Genomic DNA, 16,483 nt, shown 5'->3' with positions numbered 1-16,483 from the left:
CCTCAGGCCGCCTCCACCCGCAGGACCGTGCCGCCGATCCCGGTGACGCGCACCCGGCGGCCCGCCGGCAGGTCGGGCCCCTCGACCCGCCACAGCGTGTCGTCGAAGCGGATCCGGCCCGCGCCCCGCACGATCGGCTCGTCGAGCACGCCCACGCGCCCGATCAGGCCGCGGTCGGCGCGGTTCAGGTCCGGCCCGGCCCGCCTGCCGCGGTGCTGGAGGCGGGCCGCGAGCGCCACCAAGGCGACGGCGAGACCGGCGAACAGCAGGGTCTGGCCCTGCCAGGGCATGGGCAGCGCCGCGGCCGCGAGGCCGGTCGCGACGGCGGCGAGGCCGAGCCAGATCAGGAACACGCCGGGCAGCAGGATCTCGGCACCGGCGAGCACGAGGCCGGCGATGACCCAGCTCCAGGCCGCCCCGAGGGCCCCGAGGGTTCCGGCGAGGGAATCGAGCGTCACCGGCGTCAGGCCCGCGGCGCCGCGACGTTCGGCGGGGTCCCGGTGCGCCGGGGCGCGGCGGCGCCGTCGCCGAAGACCGTGCGGGTGAGCTCGCCGATGCCGCCGAGCGTGCCGGCGAGGGCCGCCGCCTCGATCGGCACCACCACGACCCGCTGGTTCGGCGCGGTGGCGATCGCCCGCACCGCGTCGACGTACTTCTCGGCCACGAGGAAGTTCGCCGCCGCGATGTCGCCCTCGGCGATCGCCCGGCTGACCATCCCGGTCGCCGCCGCCTCGGCCTCGGCCGAGCGCTCCCGCGCCTCCGCGTCGCGGAACGCGGCCTCGCGCCGGCCCTCCGCCTCCAGGATCGCCGATTGCTTGCGCCCCTCGGCCCGCAGGATCTCGGCGGCGCGCTGCCCCTCCGCCTCCAGGATCGAGGCGCGCTTCTCGCGCTCGGCCTTCATCTGCCGGGCCATCGCCCCGGCGAGGTCGGCCGGGAGCACGATGTCCTTGATCTCGATCCGGTTGATCTTGACGCCCCAGGGCGAGGCCGCCGCGTCCATCACCCGGAGCAGCCGCTCGTTGATCTCGTCGCGGTGGGCGAGGAGCTGGTCGAGATCCATCGAGCCGACCACGGTGCGGATGTTGGTCATGGTCAGGGTCGTGGCCGCGAGGTCGAGGCTCGAGACCTCGTAGGAGGCGCGCGCCGCGTCGAGCACTTGGTAGAACACCACCGCGTCGATGGTGACGCCGGCATTGTCGCGGGTGAAGGCCTGCTGGCTCGGCACGTCGATGACCTGCTCCATCACGTTGACCTTGCGGCCGATCCGCTCGACGAAGGGCGTGATCAGGCCGAGGCCGGCGTCGAGGCTGCGGGCGTAGCGGCCGAAGCGCTCCACCGTGTAGACGTGGCCCTGGGGCACGATCTTCACGCCCGCGGCCAGGGTGATGATCGCCAGCACCGCCAAGCCCACGGCGAACACGCTCAGCCCCAACGGAAGCCCCATCGACACCCCTCCCCTGACAGCGCCACGGCCGGCGCGGCCGTGCAGCCTAACAGGCCGCTCGGGGCTCCGCGACCGCGTGTCCGCGGGGCAGCCCGGAGGCGTGCCGCGCCGCGGCGTGAACGGTCACCCGCGGATGTCGATCATCAATGGTTCAGGCCGCCGCGCTTACGAAGCCGGCAAGCGTCGCGTTCGTCGTCGCTCCGACCCCGTCAACGCAACGCTTGTTGAAGAAATATTCGGCATGATCCCCGCCACCCTCGCTGCGGAAAGAAGTCCTTTCGCGCCGCTGCGGGCGGCAGAAATCCCCACCCAACCGGACTCGGTGCGCGCGTGAAGATCGCTGTCCTCGCACATCTGAAATACCCGATCGGCCAGCCCTACGCCGGCGGCCTGGAGATGCACACGCATCTCCTGACCGTCGCGCTGAAGCGGCACGGGCACGACGTCACGCTGTTCGCGAGCCGCGGGTCCGACCCGGCGCTCGACCCGGTCATGCTCTGCGATCCGACCGGGGACGCGCTCCTCGACCCGGAGCGGGAGGAGGCGATCGACCGGGAGGAGGAGGACGCCTACCGGCGCATGATGGAGATGGTCGCGGCCGGAGGCTTCGATCTCGTCCACAACAACGCGCTGCACGCCCTGCCGCTGCGCGAGAGCGCCCGGCTCGGCCTGCCCTGGGTCACCGTGCTGCACACGCCGCCCTTCGACTCCCTGGTCGGCGGCGTCGTCCAGGCCGACCCCGACATGGCCTTTCTGGCGGTGTCCCCGTCGCTGGCGCAGGAATGGGCGCATCTCGTGCCCGGCGCCCAGGTGGTCGACAACGGCGTGGACCTCTCGACCTTCGCGTTCTCACACGCTGCCGACGATACGCCCTTCGCCTTCTGGTCGGGCCGGATCGTGCCCGAGAAGGGGCTGCACCTCGCGATCGACGCGGCGCGCGCCGCCGGGCTGCCGCTGATCTTCGCGGGTCCCAAGCTCAATCCCGGCTACTGGGCCGCCGAGATCGCCCCGCGTCTCGGGCCGGACCTGACGCATCTCGGCCATCTCTCCCACCGGGACCTCGCCCATCATCTCGGCCGGGCCCGCGTGGCGATCGTCTCGCCCCGCTGGGAGGAGCCCTTCGGCCTCGTCGTGGCGGAGGCCCTGGCCTGCGGCACGCCGGTCGCCGCCTTCCGGCGCGGCGCCATGCCCGACATCCTGGATGCGTCCTGCGGCCGCCTCGCCCGCCCGGACGACCCGCAGGATCTCTCGGTGGCGATCCGGGAGGCCGCCGGCCTGTCGCGCCGGGCCTGCCGCAACCGCGCCGAGGCGCTCTACGACGCCGCCGCCATGACCGGGCGCTACCTGGAGGCCTACGACGCCGTGATCGCGCGCTGCGCCGAGCGGGCACGGCCGGCCCTGCGCGTCGCCGGAGGACGCGGCTGAACGGCGCGGATCCGCGCGCCGCAATCCGCACCCGAGCCCGGAGCCCGGCGGCATGACGGGCCGCCCCCGACCTCCGCGGCGCACGAGGGTGCCACGGGAGACCTGCCATGACCACCGACGCCGACCATCCGGCCCCACCGCCCTGCGTCGTCTGCATCCCCGCCCGGAACGAGGCCGAGCGCCTGCCGCGCCTGCTCGCCTCCCTGGCCGCGCAGAACGGCGTCTCGGCGCGGGCGCCCCTGCGCGTCGTGGTGCTGGCCAACAACTGCACGGACGGGACCGTCCAGGCGGTGCGGGACGTCGAGGCCTCGGGCATCCTCGCGACCCTGACCCTCCGGCTGATCGCGGTCGAGCTCGGCGGCGCGGACGCCCATGTCGGCACGGCGCGGCGCATGGCGCTCGATGCCGGGGCCGACTGGCTGGAGGCGGACGGGGAGCCGGACGGCATCCTCCTCACCACCGACGCGGATGCCCGCCTGCCGGCCGAGTGGGTCGCGGCCAATCTCCGCGCGCTGGAGGCCGCCGACATCGTCGGTGGCCGGCTGGTGATCGACGACGACGGCACGCCGGACCCCGCCCTGACGGACCTGCACGCGCGCATCGAGCGCTACTGGTCCGGCGTCCGACGCCTGGAGGACCTGCTCGACCCGCCGCCCTACGATCCCGCCCCCCGTCACGGCGACCATACCGGCGCGAGCCTCGCCGTGCCCGCGATCCTGTACCGAGCGGTCGGCGGGCTGCCGGCGCTGCCCTGCGGCGAGGACAACGCCCTCGTCGGGCTGCTGCGCGCCAACGGCGCGCGCCTGCGCCACTGCCCGGACGTGCAGGTGCTGGTCTCGTCCCGCCACCAGGGGCGGGTCTCGGGCGGCATGGCCACCGAGATGCTGCGCCGGACCCGCGTCCTCGACGGGGAGGCCTACCTGCTGCCGGAGGCCGCGCACTGGCAGGCGCTGATCCTGCGCCGCGCGGCCCTGCGCCGGGCCTTCCACCTCGACCCGCAGGCCCGCGCTGCGGCCTGCGCACGGCTCGGTCTCGACGCCGACGACCTCGCCGCCGTCGGGGCCTGCCCGAACGACATCGCCTTCGTGGAGCGGGCCGACCGGATCCTCGAGTCGCGCAGCCCGCCGGCGCGGGACTGCGCCCTCGACCAGGCGGTCGCCGATCTCGACGCCCTCGCGTCGTCCCTGAGGGACGCCGCGTGACCCGCGGCATCGGCTGGTACGTCCATCACCAGGGCGCCGGCCATCTCCAGCGGGCCCGGGCCGTCGCCGGTGCCCTGGACCGGCCCTGCACGATCCTCGGCACTCTGACCGGGTTCGACACCGCCGGCCTCGACACCGTCGACCTGCCCGACGACCGCCCCCTCGGCGACGCGGCCTTCGACGGCCGGGACGGCGCGACCGAGCGGCCCGAGGCCCTGCACTACGCGCCGCTCAACCATCCGGGGGTCCGCGCGCGGATGGCGCGCATCGCCGCCTGGGCGGAGCGGGCCGATCCGGCCCTCCTCGTGGTCGATGTCTCGGTGGAGGTCGCGCTGTTCGCGCGCCTGCTCTCGGTCCCGACTTTGGTGGTGCGACTCGCCGGAACCCGGACCGACCGGCCGCATCTGGAGGCTTTCCGCGGCGCGGCGCGGCTGCTCGCCCCCTTCCCCGAGGCGCTCGACGGCGCGGGCGTGCCGGATTGGGTTCGCGCCAAGACGCTCTATGCCGGCTTCCTCGGCGCGCCGGCGCAGGCCCCGACCGAGGCGAGCCGCGAGATCGTGGTCGTGTTCGGCCGCGGCGGCGCGGGGGGCGACCTCGCGGATCTCGCCGCGGCCGCGCGGGCGGTGCCGGACCGGCCGTGGCACGTGTTGGGGCCGGTATCAGGCTCGGGCGCCGTCCCCGGCAACCTGCACCTGCACGGCTGGGTCCCGGACGTCGAGGCGCGGGTCGCGCGAGCGGCTTTGCTGGTGGGCGGCGGCGGCGACGGCGTGGTCGCCCTGGCGGCCGCGCATCGGAAGCGCTTCGTCTGCCTCCCGGAGGAGCGTGCCTACGGGGAGCAGACCGAGAAGGCCGAGGCGCTGGCCCGGCTCGGGGCCGCGATCGTTCATCCCGGCTGGCCGTCGGCCGCGGCGTGGCCTGGCCTCATCGCGGCGGCCCGCGCCATCGACCCATCGGTGATCGGCGGCCTGCACGACCCGGACGCGGTCCGGACCTGCGCCGCGACGATCCAGACCCTGGTCGCGGATCTCTGAACGGCCGGGCCGCGACGGAGCGGGCGGTCGCCGCGCCGGCGCGGGTGCCTCAGTCCGCACTCAAGTCCGGACTCAGGAGATCAGGTCGAGCTTCGCCGCCTCGATCCCGTCGGCGCGGATCGTGTCCGGCAGGGACGAGAAGTCGCGATAGCCCGCCTCGCGCGCCATGGCGTCGAGGGCCGTCTGCTCGTCGTCGGCCGCTCCCGTCCAGAGCACCGCGCCGCTCTTCTTCTGCCTAATCTGAAAAATGCTCATCGACCCCTCCCCGGTCCCGAGAAGACCATCGGCCTATTAACGTCGCTATTCATGGCTGGTTGCAGGTCCAGCGCCGTGAACGGCCGCGCTCCGGCCGGCCCGATCACCTGCGGCGCGAGGCCCGGCGACGGCCCGGCCGGATGGCGCTATGCTCGGTCTCCGGTGGAGTGGCTCGCCATGAAAACGCCGACCTGCCCAGCGAGGGAGAGGCAATACCAGTCCAGCGCCGATTGCGAGGCCCCCGTCGTGAACTCCGTCCGTTGGCGCGCGCCCCGCCTCACTCTCCTGTGCGGGCTCGCGATCCTCGCCGGGGCGCCGGCCAGGGCCGTCGAGACCGCCGCCGTTCCCGACGCGGCCGCCATCGCGCCCGCCGTCACCGTGGTCCCGGCCGAGAACCGCGAGATCGTCGAGCGGGCCGTCGTCACCGGCACGCTGGTCCCGCGCGACGAGATCCTCGTCTCCCCGGAGGTCGAGGGCCTGCGCATCACCGATCTCCTCGTCGAGGAGGGCGACCGCGTCACCAAGGGACAGGTTCTCGCCAAGCTGTCGCTGGAGATGATCGTCACCCAGGAGGCCTCGAACGCCGCGGCGATCGCCCGGGCCGAGGCGGCCATCGTCCAGGCCCAGAGCCAGATCGTCCAGGCGGAGGCGGCCAACGTCGAAGCCAAGCAGTCGCTGGAGCGGGCCCAGGCGCTCGCCAAGACCGGGAACGCCACCGCGGCCGTGCTGGAACAGCGCGTCTCGGCGGCGCAGGGGGCGGAAGGGCGCCTCGCCGCCGCCAGGGGCGGCCTGCAATCGGCCCAGGCCGACCTCGCCACCGCCCGGGCGGCCGGCGCCGAGATCGCCCTGCGGCGCGCTCGCACCGACATCCGCGCCCCCGAGGCCGGCATCGTCAATCGCCGCACCGCCCGGATCGGCGCCACAGCCACCGCGGTGGGCGAGCCGCTGTTCCGGCTGATCGCCCGGGGCGAGATCGAGTTGGAAGGCGAGGTGCCGGAGACGTCGCTGGCGCGCATCCACGTCGGCAACCCGGCGAGCCTCGACCTCGATGATGGCCGCCGCCTCGCCGGCAAGGTGCGCCGGGTCTACCCGGAGGTCGACCGGGCCACGCGGCTCGGCAAGGTGCGCATCCGTCTCGGCGACGATCCGGCCCTGCGCATCGGCGCCTTCGCGCGCGGCAACGTCGAGATCGCGCGCCGCACCGGCGTGGCCGTGCCGGTCTCCAGCCTGCTCTACGCGGCCGACGGCCGCGCCAGCGTCCTCGTGGTGAAGGACGGGCGCGTCGAGGCGCGGCCCGTGGCCGCGGGCCTCTCCGCCGACGGCTTCACCGAGCTCCGTTCCGGCGTCGCGGCCGGCGAGAGCGTCGTGGCCCGCGCGGGGAGCTTCCTGCGCGACGGCGACCGGGTGCGCCCCGTGCCGGCGCCCACCAGCACGCCGATCGCCGACGCGGCCCCGCGGTAGGACGAGTCGAAGGATCCGGCCATGCGCCTCAACGTCTCCGCCTGGGCGATCCGCAGGCCCCTGCCCTCGGTGGTCCTGTTCCTGGTCCTGATGATCCTCGGGCTGGTGAGCTTCCGCGCGCTGCCGATCACCCGGTTCCCCAACATCGACATCCCGATCGTCTCGGTGACGATCACCCAATCGGGCGCCGCGCCCGCCGAACTTCAGACCCAGGTCACCAAGTGGGTCGAGGATTCGGTCGCCGGCGTGAAGGGCGTCAAGCACATCCTCTCGACGATCACGGAGGGCACCTCCACCACCACGATCGAGTTCCGCCTGGAGGTGAACCAGGATCGGGCGACCAACGACGTCAAGGACGCCATCGCCAAGATCCGCCAGAACCTGCCGCGGACGATCGACGAGCCGATCGTCTCGCGCGTGGAGATCGCCGGCCTGCCGATCATGGTCTACGGCGCCTCCGCGCCCGCCATGACGCCCGAGGACCTGTCGTGGTTCGTGGACGACGTCGTCGCCCGGGGCTTGCAGAGCGTAAAGGGCGTCGGCGGCGTCGAGCGCCTCGGCGGCGTCGCCCGCGAGATCCGCGTCACCCTGAAGCCCGACCGCCTGCTGGCGCTGGGCATCACCGCCGCGGACGTGAACCGGCAGCTGCGCCTGACCTCGGCCGACATGGCCGGCGGCCGGGCCGAGGTCGGCGGCCAGGAGCAGTCCATCCGGGCGCTCGCCGCCTCGGCGAGTCTCGAGACGCTCGCCAAGACCTCCATCGTGGTGCCGGGCAACCGCAAGGTCCGCCTCGACGAGCTCGCGACCCTGTCGGACACCGCCGAGGAGCCCCGCACCTTCGCGCGCTTCAACGGCGAGCCGGTGGTCGCCTTCGCGATCTCCCGCGCCAGCGGCGCCAGCGACGCCGACGTGTCGATGGGCGTCGCCAAGAAGATCGCGGCGCTGCACGCGGCCAATCCCAACGTGCGGTTCGACCTGATCGACACCAGCGTCGTCAACACGATCGGCAACTACCACTCCGCCATGATGGGCCTGATCGAGGGCGCCCTCCTCGCCGTCGTGGTGGTGCTGCTGTTCCTGCGCGACTGGCGCGCGACCCTGATCGCCGCGGTGGCGCTGCCCCTCTCGGTGCTGCCGACCTTCTGGGTGATGAGCGCCCTGGGCTTCTCGCTCAACGCCGTCAGCCTGCTGGCGATCACGCTCGTCACCGGCATCCTGGTGGACGACGCGATCGTGGAGATCGAGAACATCGTCCGGCACATGCGGATGGGGAAGTCGCCCTACCGCGCGTCCCTCGAGGCCGCCGACGAGATCGGCCTCGCGGTCATCGCCATCACGGCGACGATCATCGCGATCTTCTCGCCGGTGTCGTTCATGGGCGGCATCGCCGGCCAGTACTTCAAGCAGTTCGGCCTGACCATCGCGGCCGCGGTGTTCATGTCGCTGCTCGTGGCGCGCCTGATCACGCCGCTGCTCGCCGCCTACTTCCTGCGCGACCACGGGCCGGACCACGAGCGGGACGGCGTCGTCATGCGCGGCTACACCCGCCTCGTCGCGTGGTCGGTCCGGCACAAGTTCATCACGCTGGTGCTCGGCCTCGCGTGCTTCGCCGGCTCCATCGCCTCCACGGGCCTGCTGCCCGCGGGCTTCCTGCCGGCCGAGGACCAGGCCCGCACCCTGTTCGTGGTGGAGCTGCCGCCGGGCGCCCGGCTCCAGGACACGGTCCGGGTCACCGACCGCATCGAGGAGAAGATCCGCGCGCTGCCCGAGGTGAAGAGCGTGTTCGTGGACGGCGGCCGTCAGCTGCCGGCCAAGAAGGAGGTGCGGCTCGCGAGCCTCACCATCAACCTCACGCCGAAGAACAGCCGCGACAAGACCCAGAAGCAGGTCGACGCCGAGGTCGCGGCGATCCTGCGGGAGGAGCCGGACCTGCGTTTCTGGGCCCTGCGCGAGGGTGGCCAGCGCGACCTCGCGCTGATCATCGCGGGCCCCGACAAGGCCGTGGTGGCAGAGGTCGCCGCCAAGCTCCAGCGCGAGGCCCAGCAGGTCCCGCACCTCGTCAACGTCATGTCGACGGCGCCCCTCGACCGGACCGAGGTCCGGATCCGGCCGAAGCCCGCCGTGGCGGCCGATCTCGGCGTCAGCACCGACACCATCGCCGAGACCGTGCGGGTCGGGACGATCGGCGACATCGGCATGAACCTCGCCAAGTTCAACGCCACCGACCGGCAGATCCCGATCCGCGTGCAGCTCCCCGAGAGCGTGCGCGGCCGGCTCTCCGACCTCGAGACCCTGAAGGTGCCGGTGAAGGGCGGGACGGCCGTCCCGCTCGCGACCGTGGCCGACATCAGCCTCGGCCAGGGCCCGACCGGCATCGACCGCTACGACCGCGCCGTGCGCGTCGCGCTCGAGGGCGACATGCAGGGCACCGACGCGCTCGCCGAGCTGATCAGCCAGGTGATGAATCTGCCGACCGCCAAGAACCTGCCCACCGGGGTGACGATCAGCCAGACCGGCGACGCGGAGGTGATGGGCGAGGTCTTCGAGGGCTTCGCGCTGGCCATGGGCGCCGGCCTGATGATGGTCTTCGGCGTGCTGATCCTGCTGTTCGGCAACTTCCTGCAGCCGCTGACCATCCTGTTCTCGCTGCCGCTCTCCATCGGCGGCGCGATCCTGGCGCTCCTGATCTGCCACATGCCGATCTCGATGCCGGTGGTGATCGGTATCCTGATGCTGATGGGCGTCGTGACCAAGAACGCCATCATGCTGGTGGATTTCGCCGTCGAGCAGATCCGCGCCGGCGTCGACCGGAACGTCGCGATCGTCGATGCCGGCCGCAAGCGCGCCCGGCCGATCGTGATGACCACCATCGCGATGGCGGCCGGCATGGTCCCCTCCGCGATGGCCTACGGGATCGGCGGCGAGTTCCGCTCGCCCATGGCGGTGGCGGTGATCGGCGGCCTGATCGTCTCGACGGTGCTGTCGCTCGTCTTCGTGCCGGCGATCTTCGTGCTGATGGACGACCTGTCCCGCCTGCTGACGCGGCTGTTCGGCCGCTTCATCGGCGAGCGCGACGATCCGGAGGATGCCCCCGTCTTCGATCCGGCCCATCCGGCCAATGACGGGCACCCGCCGCCGCCGCGGATCGCCGCGGAGTAGAGCGGGTCGGCGCGGAGAGCGGGTGCCGGATCGGTGTCGCGGATTGCGTCGCGCGCCGCGATGGGCTGTGACTCGGCCCCGCCGAATCAACGGAGACGAGCGAGACGATGTCGGGTGGTCACGGGGCGGTCGAGGGGTCGAACAAGCGCGTGGCGCTGCTGATCTCGGTGCTGGCGCTGTTCCTCGCGTTCAGCGAGACACTGGGCAAGGCGTCCCAGACGGATTCGATCGGCGCCAACGTCGAGGCCGCGAACCAGTGGGCCTATTTCCAGGCCCGCACGATCCGCGCGACGGTGCTCAAGACCGCCGACGAGGCCCTGGCGCTGGTGCCCCCGGGGCCGAACCAGGAGGCCATCGCCGCCAAGCGCGCCGAGTGGTCGAAGACGCTGGCGCGCTGGGATTCGGAGCCGTCGACCGGCGAGGGCCGCAAGGAGCTGTCCGAGAAGGCCCGCGCCTCGGAGGGCCGGCGCGACCTCGCGCTGCTGCGCTACCACCACTACGAGCTGGCCTCGGCGGCCTTCCAGATCGGGATCGTGCTGGCCTCGGCCGAGGTCATCACCGGGATCAGCCTGCTGGTCTTCGCCGGCGGCTTCCTGGGCCTCGCCGGGGCGGCGCTGCTCGGCTTCGGCTACCTCGCGCCGCACGCCCTGCCGTTCTTCCACTGAGCGGCCCCGGCCGCCGGCAGCGACGTAACGCCACCCCGGATCCGGATCGATCGAGCACAAGCGTCGCCGCACTGGACGCGCGGTCCGGAAGCTGATCGTCTCGGCGCATTCCAGGGGGGAATGATGTCGGAACACTCAGAAGACCAGGGACGCCTGACGAAGGTCGCCAGCGCGATCTTCCTGCACACCGAGCACGCGATCTACGCGGCGCTCGGCATCCTGCTGGCGCTCACCGCCCTCGTGGCGCTGATCGAGGCCGCCGGCATGACCTGGGAGGCGATGCGGGCGCTCGGCGGCGCTCAGCAGATCCTCGAGGTGATCGACCGGCTGCTGTTCCTGCTGATGCTGATCGAGATCCTGCACACGGTCCGGGTCTCGATGCGGTCGGGGACGCTGACCTGCGAGCCGTTCCTGATCGTCGGGCTGATCGCCTCGATCCGGCGGGTTCTGGTGATCACCCTGCAATCGTCGGAGATCATGCACGCCAAGGACTGGTCGCCGGAGAAGCAGGCGCTGTTCCAGGCCTCGATGATCGAGCTCGGCGTGCTGGCGGGTCTGATCCTCACGATGGTGTTCGCGATCTTCCTGCTGCACCGCGCCCGCGACGACGGCAAGCCGGCCGGCGAGGAGAAGCCCGAGCACGTGTCCTGAGATCCGCGCGCCTTCGCGGCGTTCACGAAGGACCTGCACTGATCCGTACGCCTGACGGCGTCCGGATTGCCCTGACCGTCCTTGCGAGCGCAGCGAAGCAATCCAGTTGCGCCACGCCGACCGAGGTAACGCTGCACTGGGTCGCTTCGCTTCGCTCGCGATGACGGAGGGAAACCGAACCGGAATTGGAAATCAGTTCATCCGCAGGATCGCGGCGTTGAGGAGCGTCGCGAAGGCGACCCAGGCCGCGTAGGGGACGAGGAGCCACGCCGCGAGCCGGTCGAACCGCCAGGTCAGCCGGATCGTCCAGAGCACCATCACCAGCAGCATCGCGACGACGATCAGGCCGGCGCCGATCGCGTGGGCGGTGAAGAAGACCGGCGTCCAGGCGGCGTTGAGCGCGATCTGCACCACGAACGCCGCGAGGGCGAGCCACCAGCCCTGGCGGCTCGGTCCCGTGCGCGGCATGGCGCCGAGCAGGCGCCAGAGCGAGACCGCGATCATCGTGTAGAGGATCGTCCAGGCGACCGGGAACACCCAGTTCGGCGGGTTGAAGGCCGGCTTGTTCAGGCTCGCGTACCAGCCCGGGATCTCCGCCTGGGTCGACACCGAGCCGACGGCGGCCGTGGCCGCGACGGGCAGGATCGCGGCGGCGAGGCGGAGCGAGCGCGGTAGGGGCGATCCCTCGGGGACCTGTGTGGCGGCGGTCATGATCGTCTGTCTCCACGGGGCGCGGCATGTGGCCCGGCATGTGGCGCGGCTTGCCGGCACCCGCGCGCCGTGGCACGCGCCCGTCTCCATCCGCCGAGAATCGCCAGATGTCACAGCCTTACGCGCCGCAGGGTCCGTCGGATACCCGGAGCGACGCCGAGCCGGAATACACGCGCCGGAGCCTCGCCGCCCAGGCCATGGGGCGGATCGAGCCGGAGACGCGGGCGGTGGTGATGCCGCTCCACGTCGCCACCACCTTCATCCGCGATCCCGACAACGGCTACAGCTCCGGCTACAGCTACGCGCGGCCGGACAACGCCACGGTGCGCGAGGCGGAGTCGGTCCTGGCGATGCTGGAGGGCGCCGCCGCCGGCGCGCTGCTGTTCGGCTCGGGGATGGCGGCGGCGACCGCGGTGTTCGGCGCGCTGGAGCCCGGCGACCACGTGGTCGCCGGCACGGTCATGTACTGGGCGCTCAAGCGCTGGCTGCGCGAGGAGGCGCCCCGGCGCGGCCTCACACTGAGTTTCGTGGACACGGACGATGCGGACGCCCTGCGCGCCGCGATCGAGCCCGGCCGGACCAAGCTCGTCTGGATCGAGACCCCCGGCAACCCGCTCTGGACGGTCACCGACATCGCCGCGGCGGCCGAGATCGCCCACGCGGCGGGGGCGCGGCTGGCCGTGGATTCCACGGCCGCCTCGCCGGTGCACACGCGGCCCCTGGAACTCGGCGCCGACATCGTGATGCACTCGGCCACCAAGATCCTCAACGGCCATTCCGACGTGGTGGCGGGCGTGCTGGCGGGCGCGCGGGCCGACGCGTTCTGGGAACGGATCCGGGGGATCCGCGCCGGCAGCGGCGGCATCCTCGGGCCGTTCGAGGCCTACCTGCTGATGCGCTCGCTCCGGACCCTGCACCTGCGGGCGGCCGCGCAGGCGGCGGGCGCCCTGCGCCTCGCCGGGCGCCTGAGCGGGCACCCGCACGTGACACGCGTCCTCTACCCGGGCCTTCCGGACGATCCCGGCCACGCGGTCGCCTGCCGGCAGATGCGGGACGGGTTCGGCTTCATGCTGTCGATCCGGGTCGCCGGCGGCGAGGCCGGCGCCATCGCCACGGCGGCGCGGGTGCGGCTCTGGAAGCGGGCGACCTCGCTCGGCGGCGTCGAGAGCCTCATCGAGCACCGCGCCTCGGTGGAAGGCCCGGGCAGCCCCTGCCCGCCGGACCTGCTGCGCCTGTCCACCGGCATCGAGGACACGGACGACCTGTACGGCGATCTCGACCAGGCCCTGCGCGGCGCCCACGCGGGCTGATCGTCGCGGGCGCTTGGTGCCGAACCGGCTCCTGGCGCGTTGTGCCGGCAGTTCCGGCGGCGCGAACCGCCACAGATCGCGAGTCTGACGACATGACGACCCGTTCCCGCACGATGGTCCCAGGCACCTTCGCGCTGCTCATGCTGGCGCTCGCGCCGGCCTCCGCCCGGGCCGACGCCGTGCCCGATCTCGACGTCGAGCGGACCTGCCGGTCGGCTCAGGTCGCCAACACGAGCATCAGCGACAAGGCGAATTACGTCGGCTGCATCCGCTCCGAGCGCGACGCCAAGAAGGAGGCCGAGCGCCACTGGAGCAGTTACACGCCCGCCGCGAAGAGCCAGTGCCAGAACCAGTTCAAGGCGGGCGGCTTCCCCTCCTACGTCGAGATGGTGACCTGCCTGGAACTGGCGTCCGGCACGGTGCCGACCCAGAGCGCCGAGGGCGGCCGCGCGGTGGGCGGGCCGGGTGCGCCGAAGGACGTCAAGGTGCAGCGGGAGGGCGGCGCCAACCTGACCAAGGAACCGCCCGCGAGCCAGCGCACGGATCCGATCCAGGTGCTGGAGAACAAGTAGGCGGCGCGGGCGCCGTCACGCGCCGCTGTCGGCCGTGGTGACGAAGGGGAGGTCGACGGTCTCGCGGCCGGCGCGTTGCCGGGCGCCGGCGATGAGGGCCCGCACCGCCACGGCGACCGCGGGGCGCTCGGCGGCGCGGTGATCCTCCCCCTCTCGTCCGGCATGCCAGCACGGCTTCCGACGGGGCGCGACGCGGCGCGCGGGCGTGCTATGGGCCGAGTCCTCCCCCCGCGCACCAGCCCCCGCTCCCGCCGGCCCCGTGAACGCCCTCGCCATCATCGCCCCGATCTTCGGGATCGTCCTGATCGGCTGGGCCGCCGCCCTCGCGGGGCTCCTCTCCGACAAGGTCAGCGACGGGCTGTCGGAATACGTCTTCGCCGTCGCCGTCCCGGCGCTGATCATCGCCACGCTGACCAAGCCCGGGATGAGCGGGACCATCGCGTGGTCCTACTGGGTCGCGTATTTCGGCGGCGCGGCGATCTCGTGGTCCGTCGGCACGCTGATCGCCCGGCGGCGGGCCGGGATCGAGCGCCGGGGCGCGATCCTCCACGGCTTCGCGGCGAGCCAGTCGAACACGGTGTTCGTGGGCGTCCCGATGATCCTCCAGGCCTACGGCGAGGAGGGCGCCTTCCCGCTGTTCATGCTGCTGGCCGTCCACCTGCCCCTGATGATGGGCAGCGCCACTTTCCTGATCGAGTCCGATTCCGGCCTGCCGGTCCTGGCGCGGATCCGCGGGCTCGCCCTGGTGCTGCTGCGCAACCCGATCTTCGTGGCGCTGCTGATCGGCATGGCCATGAAGGCCCTCGGCCTCGCGCCGGTCGGCATCGCCCAGTCGCTGATCGACGCCTTCGCCGGCACGGCCTCCACCTGCGCCCTGGTGGCGCTGGGCGCCGGCCTGAAGCGCTACCGGGTGCTGTTCGACCTCAAGGGTGCGCTCGTGATCGCGCTCCTGAAGAACCTCCTGCACCCGCTGGCGGTCTGGGTCCTGGCCTTCCACGTCTTCGCGATGCCGGCCGCCTACGCGGGCGTCGCGACCCTGTTCGCCGCCATGCCGGTGGGGATCAACGCCTACCTGCTGGCGGCGCGCTACCGGACCGAGACCGGCATGGTCGCGGCCTCGGTCCTGGTCTCGACGCTGCTGGCGCCACTCACCACGCTGCTCTGGCTCATGCTCCTCGGCCGGGCGTGACGGCGGCGCCCCGGCGTCACCGCGCGCGTTGGACCGGGCGGCGCGCGGGTCTAGGGTAGGGTCAAGCGCGCGGGCCGCGAAGACCCGCGCCACCCTGCAGGCGAGGAATCTCGATGAACGCTCCGATGCGCCCTCCGGGCAGCGCCTCCCCGTCGGCCCCGGCCTCGGCCCGCTTCGTCTGGGACGATCCCTTCCTGCTGGAGGATCAGCTCACCGAGGACGAGCGGGCGATCCGCGACGTCGCCCAGAGCTTCGCGCAGGAGCAGCTTCTTCCCGGGATCGTCGAGGCCTACGCCTCCGAGAAGACCGATCCCGGCCTGTTCCGGAAGATGGGCGAGCTCGGCCTGCTCGGCGTGACCCTCCCCGAGGAGTACGGCTGCGCGGGCGCCTCCTACGTGGCCTACGGGCTCGTGGCGCGGGCGGTCGAGGCGGTGGATTCCGGCTACCGCTCGATGATGAGCGTGCAATCCTCCCTCGTGATGTACCCGATCCACGCCTACGGCTCGGAGGAGCAGCGCGAGAAGTTCCTGCCGAAGCTCGCCTCGGGCGAGTGGATCGGCTGCTTCGGCCTCACCGAGCCGGATGCCGGCTCGGACCCGGCCGGCATGAAGACAAAGGCCGAGAAGATCGACGGCGGCTACCGGATCACCGGCGCCAAGATGTGGATCTCGAACGCGCCCTTCGCGGACGTCTTCGTGGTCTGGGCGAAGTCCGAGGCCCACGAGGGCGCGATCCGCGGCTTCGTCCTCGAGAAGGGCATGAAGGGCCTGTCCGCCCCGACGCTGAAGGGCAAGCTGTCCCTGCGCGCCTCCACCACCGGCGAGATCGTCATGGAGGGCGTCGAGGTCGGCGAGGACGCGCTGCTGCCGAACGTCTCGGGCCTGAAGGGGCCGTTCGGCTGCCTCAACCGGGCGCGCTACGGCATCTCGTGGGGCGCGATGGGCGCCGCCGAGGATTGCTGGCACCGTGCCCGCACCTACACGCTGGAGCGCAAGCAGTTCGGCCGGCCCCTGGCGCAGACCCAGCTCGTCCAGAAGAAGCTCGCCGACATGCAGACCGAGATCGCGCTGGGCCTCCAGGCCTCGCTCCGGGTCGGGCGGCTGATGGACGAGGGCAAGATGGCGCCCGAGATGATCTCGCTGGTCAAGCGCAACAATTGCGGCAAGGCGCTGGACATCGCCCGCACCGCCCGGGACATGCACGGCGGTAACGGCATCATGGGCGAGTACCACGTGATGCGCCACGCCCAGAACCTCGAGACGGTGAACACCTACGAGGGCACCCACGACGTCCACGCCCTGATCCTGGGCCGCGCCCAGACGGGGCTGCAGGCGTTCTTCTGAGGCGCGGAGGACGCGCCTCCCACCGGGTCACCTCATCCTCAGGTGCGGCGCAGTCGCCTCGAAGA

Annotated in this window: 16 protein-coding genes; 12 read left to right on the top strand and 4 right to left on the bottom strand. The window is 72.6% G+C overall.

Features of this window, described 5'->3' with window-relative positions; all coding sequences use genetic code 11:
* Positions 1-2: 2 nt before the first annotated feature.
* The gene (locus ACLBYB_RS06890; protein WP_447698322.1) at positions 3-458 is read right to left on the bottom strand and encodes an NfeD family protein; all 456 of its coding nucleotides are present in this window, start codon (positions 456-458) and stop codon (positions 3-5) included.
* A 5-nt stretch (positions 459-463) separates the two neighbouring features.
* Positions 464-1,444, bottom strand: a complete 981-nt coding sequence (locus ACLBYB_RS06885) for an SPFH domain-containing protein (protein ID WP_056531508.1) — start codon at positions 1,442-1,444, stop codon at positions 464-466.
* Positions 1,445-1,577: 133 nt separating this feature from the next.
* Here ACLBYB_RS06885 and ACLBYB_RS06880 point away from each other — a divergent pair, with 133 nt between their 5' ends.
* The 4 genes from ACLBYB_RS06880 (at position 1,578) to ACLBYB_RS06865 (ending at position 5,102) form a co-directional block, all read left to right on the top strand.
* Positions 1,578-1,778: a hypothetical protein gene (locus ACLBYB_RS06880; protein WP_447698321.1), complete on the top strand. Its 201-nt coding sequence runs from the start codon at positions 1,578-1,580 to the stop codon at positions 1,776-1,778.
* Positions 1,775-2,869: a glycosyltransferase gene (locus ACLBYB_RS06875; RefSeq protein ID WP_447698320.1), complete on the top strand. Its 1,095-nt coding sequence runs from the start codon at positions 1,775-1,777 to the stop codon at positions 2,867-2,869. Before ACLBYB_RS06880 ends, ACLBYB_RS06875 begins: the two co-directional genes overlap by 4 nt.
* A gap of 107 nt (positions 2,870-2,976) precedes the next feature.
* Positions 2,977-4,071, top strand: a complete 1,095-nt coding sequence (locus tag ACLBYB_RS06870; protein WP_447698319.1) for a glycosyltransferase — start codon at positions 2,977-2,979, stop codon at positions 4,069-4,071.
* Positions 4,068-5,102: a glycosyltransferase gene (locus tag ACLBYB_RS06865; RefSeq protein WP_447698318.1), complete on the top strand. Its 1,035-nt coding sequence runs from the start codon at positions 4,068-4,070 to the stop codon at positions 5,100-5,102. Before ACLBYB_RS06870 ends, ACLBYB_RS06865 begins: the two co-directional genes overlap by 4 nt.
* A 72-nt stretch (positions 5,103-5,174) precedes the next feature.
* Here the strand turns inward: ACLBYB_RS06865 and ACLBYB_RS06860 are convergent, their stop codons facing one another.
* Positions 5,175-5,357 carry a hypothetical protein gene (locus ACLBYB_RS06860; protein ID WP_091676367.1) on the bottom strand — a complete coding sequence of 61 codons (183 nt, stop codon included), beginning with the start codon at positions 5,355-5,357 and terminating at the stop codon, positions 5,175-5,177.
* Positions 5,358-5,534: 177 nt separating this feature from the next.
* On the opposite strand from ACLBYB_RS06860, the gene ACLBYB_RS06855 reads away from it, so the two are divergent.
* The 4 genes from ACLBYB_RS06855 (at position 5,535) to ACLBYB_RS06840 (ending at position 11,293) form a co-directional block, all read left to right on the top strand.
* The gene (locus tag ACLBYB_RS06855) at positions 5,535-6,818 is read left to right on the top strand and encodes an efflux RND transporter periplasmic adaptor subunit (RefSeq protein ID WP_081636434.1); all 1,284 of its coding nucleotides are present in this window, start codon (positions 5,535-5,537) and stop codon (positions 6,816-6,818) included.
* Between the two features lie 21 nt (positions 6,819-6,839).
* Positions 6,840-9,977, top strand: coding sequence for an efflux RND transporter permease subunit (locus ACLBYB_RS06850; protein WP_447698317.1), 3,138 nt, complete (start codon positions 6,840-6,842; stop codon positions 9,975-9,977).
* Positions 9,978-10,084: 107 nt separating this feature from the next.
* A complete protein-coding gene (locus ACLBYB_RS06845; RefSeq protein WP_020090790.1) occupies positions 10,085-10,642 on the top strand; it encodes a DUF4337 domain-containing protein in 558 nt (185 codons plus the stop codon).
* A 123-nt stretch (positions 10,643-10,765) separates the two neighbouring features.
* Positions 10,766-11,293: a phosphate-starvation-inducible PsiE family protein gene (locus tag ACLBYB_RS06840; protein ID WP_043712027.1), complete on the top strand. Its 528-nt coding sequence runs from the start codon at positions 10,766-10,768 to the stop codon at positions 11,291-11,293.
* A gap of 192 nt (positions 11,294-11,485) precedes the next feature.
* On the opposite strand, the gene ACLBYB_RS06835 is transcribed toward ACLBYB_RS06840, so the two are convergent.
* Positions 11,486-12,004: a TspO/MBR family protein gene (locus ACLBYB_RS06835; protein WP_447698316.1), complete on the bottom strand. Its 519-nt coding sequence runs from the start codon at positions 12,002-12,004 to the stop codon at positions 11,486-11,488.
* A gap of 107 nt (positions 12,005-12,111) precedes the next feature.
* Between ACLBYB_RS06835 and ACLBYB_RS06830 the strand changes: the two genes are divergently transcribed.
* The 4 genes from ACLBYB_RS06830 to ACLBYB_RS06815 all read left to right on the top strand — a co-directional run bounded on the left by ACLBYB_RS06830 (position 12,112) and on the right by ACLBYB_RS06815 (position 16,418).
* The gene (locus ACLBYB_RS06830) at positions 12,112-13,314 is read left to right on the top strand and encodes a trans-sulfuration enzyme family protein (protein WP_447698315.1); all 1,203 of its coding nucleotides are present in this window, start codon (positions 12,112-12,114) and stop codon (positions 13,312-13,314) included.
* A 92-nt stretch (positions 13,315-13,406) separates the two neighbouring features.
* Positions 13,407-13,886: a hypothetical protein gene (locus ACLBYB_RS06825; RefSeq protein WP_447698314.1), complete on the top strand. Its 480-nt coding sequence runs from the start codon at positions 13,407-13,409 to the stop codon at positions 13,884-13,886.
* Positions 13,887-14,145: 259 nt separating this feature from the next.
* On the top strand, positions 14,146-15,075 hold the full coding sequence (locus tag ACLBYB_RS06820; protein ID WP_020090796.1) for an AEC family transporter: 930 nt from the start codon (positions 14,146-14,148) through the stop codon (positions 15,073-15,075).
* A 113-nt stretch (positions 15,076-15,188) separates the two neighbouring features.
* A complete protein-coding gene (locus ACLBYB_RS06815; protein WP_132368118.1) occupies positions 15,189-16,418 on the top strand; it encodes an acyl-CoA dehydrogenase in 1,230 nt (409 codons plus the stop codon).
* Positions 16,419-16,483 lie beyond the last annotated feature (65 nt).

This window comes from Methylobacterium sp. D54C (genome assembly GCF_053345595.1).
This window is presented reverse-complemented; position numbering and strand designations above follow the sequence as displayed.

What these genes read in the sequence shown, in the direction of transcription:
- ACLBYB_RS06840 (WP_043712027.1), top strand. Translation starts at nt 10,766, where the DNA reads ATGTCGGAACACTCAGAAGACCAGGGACGCCTGACGAAGGTCGCCAGC.
- ACLBYB_RS06830 (WP_447698315.1), top strand. Translation starts at nt 12,112, where the DNA reads ATGTCACAGCCTTACGCGCCGCAGGGTCCGTCGGATACCCGGAGCGAC.
- ACLBYB_RS06860 (WP_091676367.1), bottom strand. Translation starts at nt 5,357, where the DNA reads ATGAGCATTTTTCAGATTAGGCAGAAGAAGAGCGGCGCGGTGCTCTGG.
- ACLBYB_RS06835 (WP_447698316.1), bottom strand. Translation starts at nt 12,004, where the DNA reads ATGACCGCCGCCACACAGGTCCCCGAGGGATCGCCCCTACCGCGCTCG.
- ACLBYB_RS06825 (WP_447698314.1), top strand. Translation starts at nt 13,407, where the DNA reads ATGACGACCCGTTCCCGCACGATGGTCCCAGGCACCTTCGCGCTGCTC.
- ACLBYB_RS06855 (WP_081636434.1), top strand. Translation starts at nt 5,535, where the DNA reads ATGAAAACGCCGACCTGCCCAGCGAGGGAGAGGCAATACCAGTCCAGC.
- ACLBYB_RS06850 (WP_447698317.1), top strand. Translation starts at nt 6,840, where the DNA reads ATGCGCCTCAACGTCTCCGCCTGGGCGATCCGCAGGCCCCTGCCCTCG.
- ACLBYB_RS06885 (WP_056531508.1), bottom strand. Translation starts at nt 1,444, where the DNA reads ATGGGGCTTCCGTTGGGGCTGAGCGTGTTCGCCGTGGGCTTGGCGGTG.
- ACLBYB_RS06870 (WP_447698319.1), top strand. Translation starts at nt 2,977, where the DNA reads ATGACCACCGACGCCGACCATCCGGCCCCACCGCCCTGCGTCGTCTGC.
- ACLBYB_RS06815 (WP_132368118.1), top strand. Translation starts at nt 15,189, where the DNA reads ATGAACGCTCCGATGCGCCCTCCGGGCAGCGCCTCCCCGTCGGCCCCG.
- ACLBYB_RS06845 (WP_020090790.1), top strand. Translation starts at nt 10,085, where the DNA reads ATGTCGGGTGGTCACGGGGCGGTCGAGGGGTCGAACAAGCGCGTGGCG.
- ACLBYB_RS06880 (WP_447698321.1), top strand. Translation starts at nt 1,578, where the DNA reads ATGTCGATCATCAATGGTTCAGGCCGCCGCGCTTACGAAGCCGGCAAG.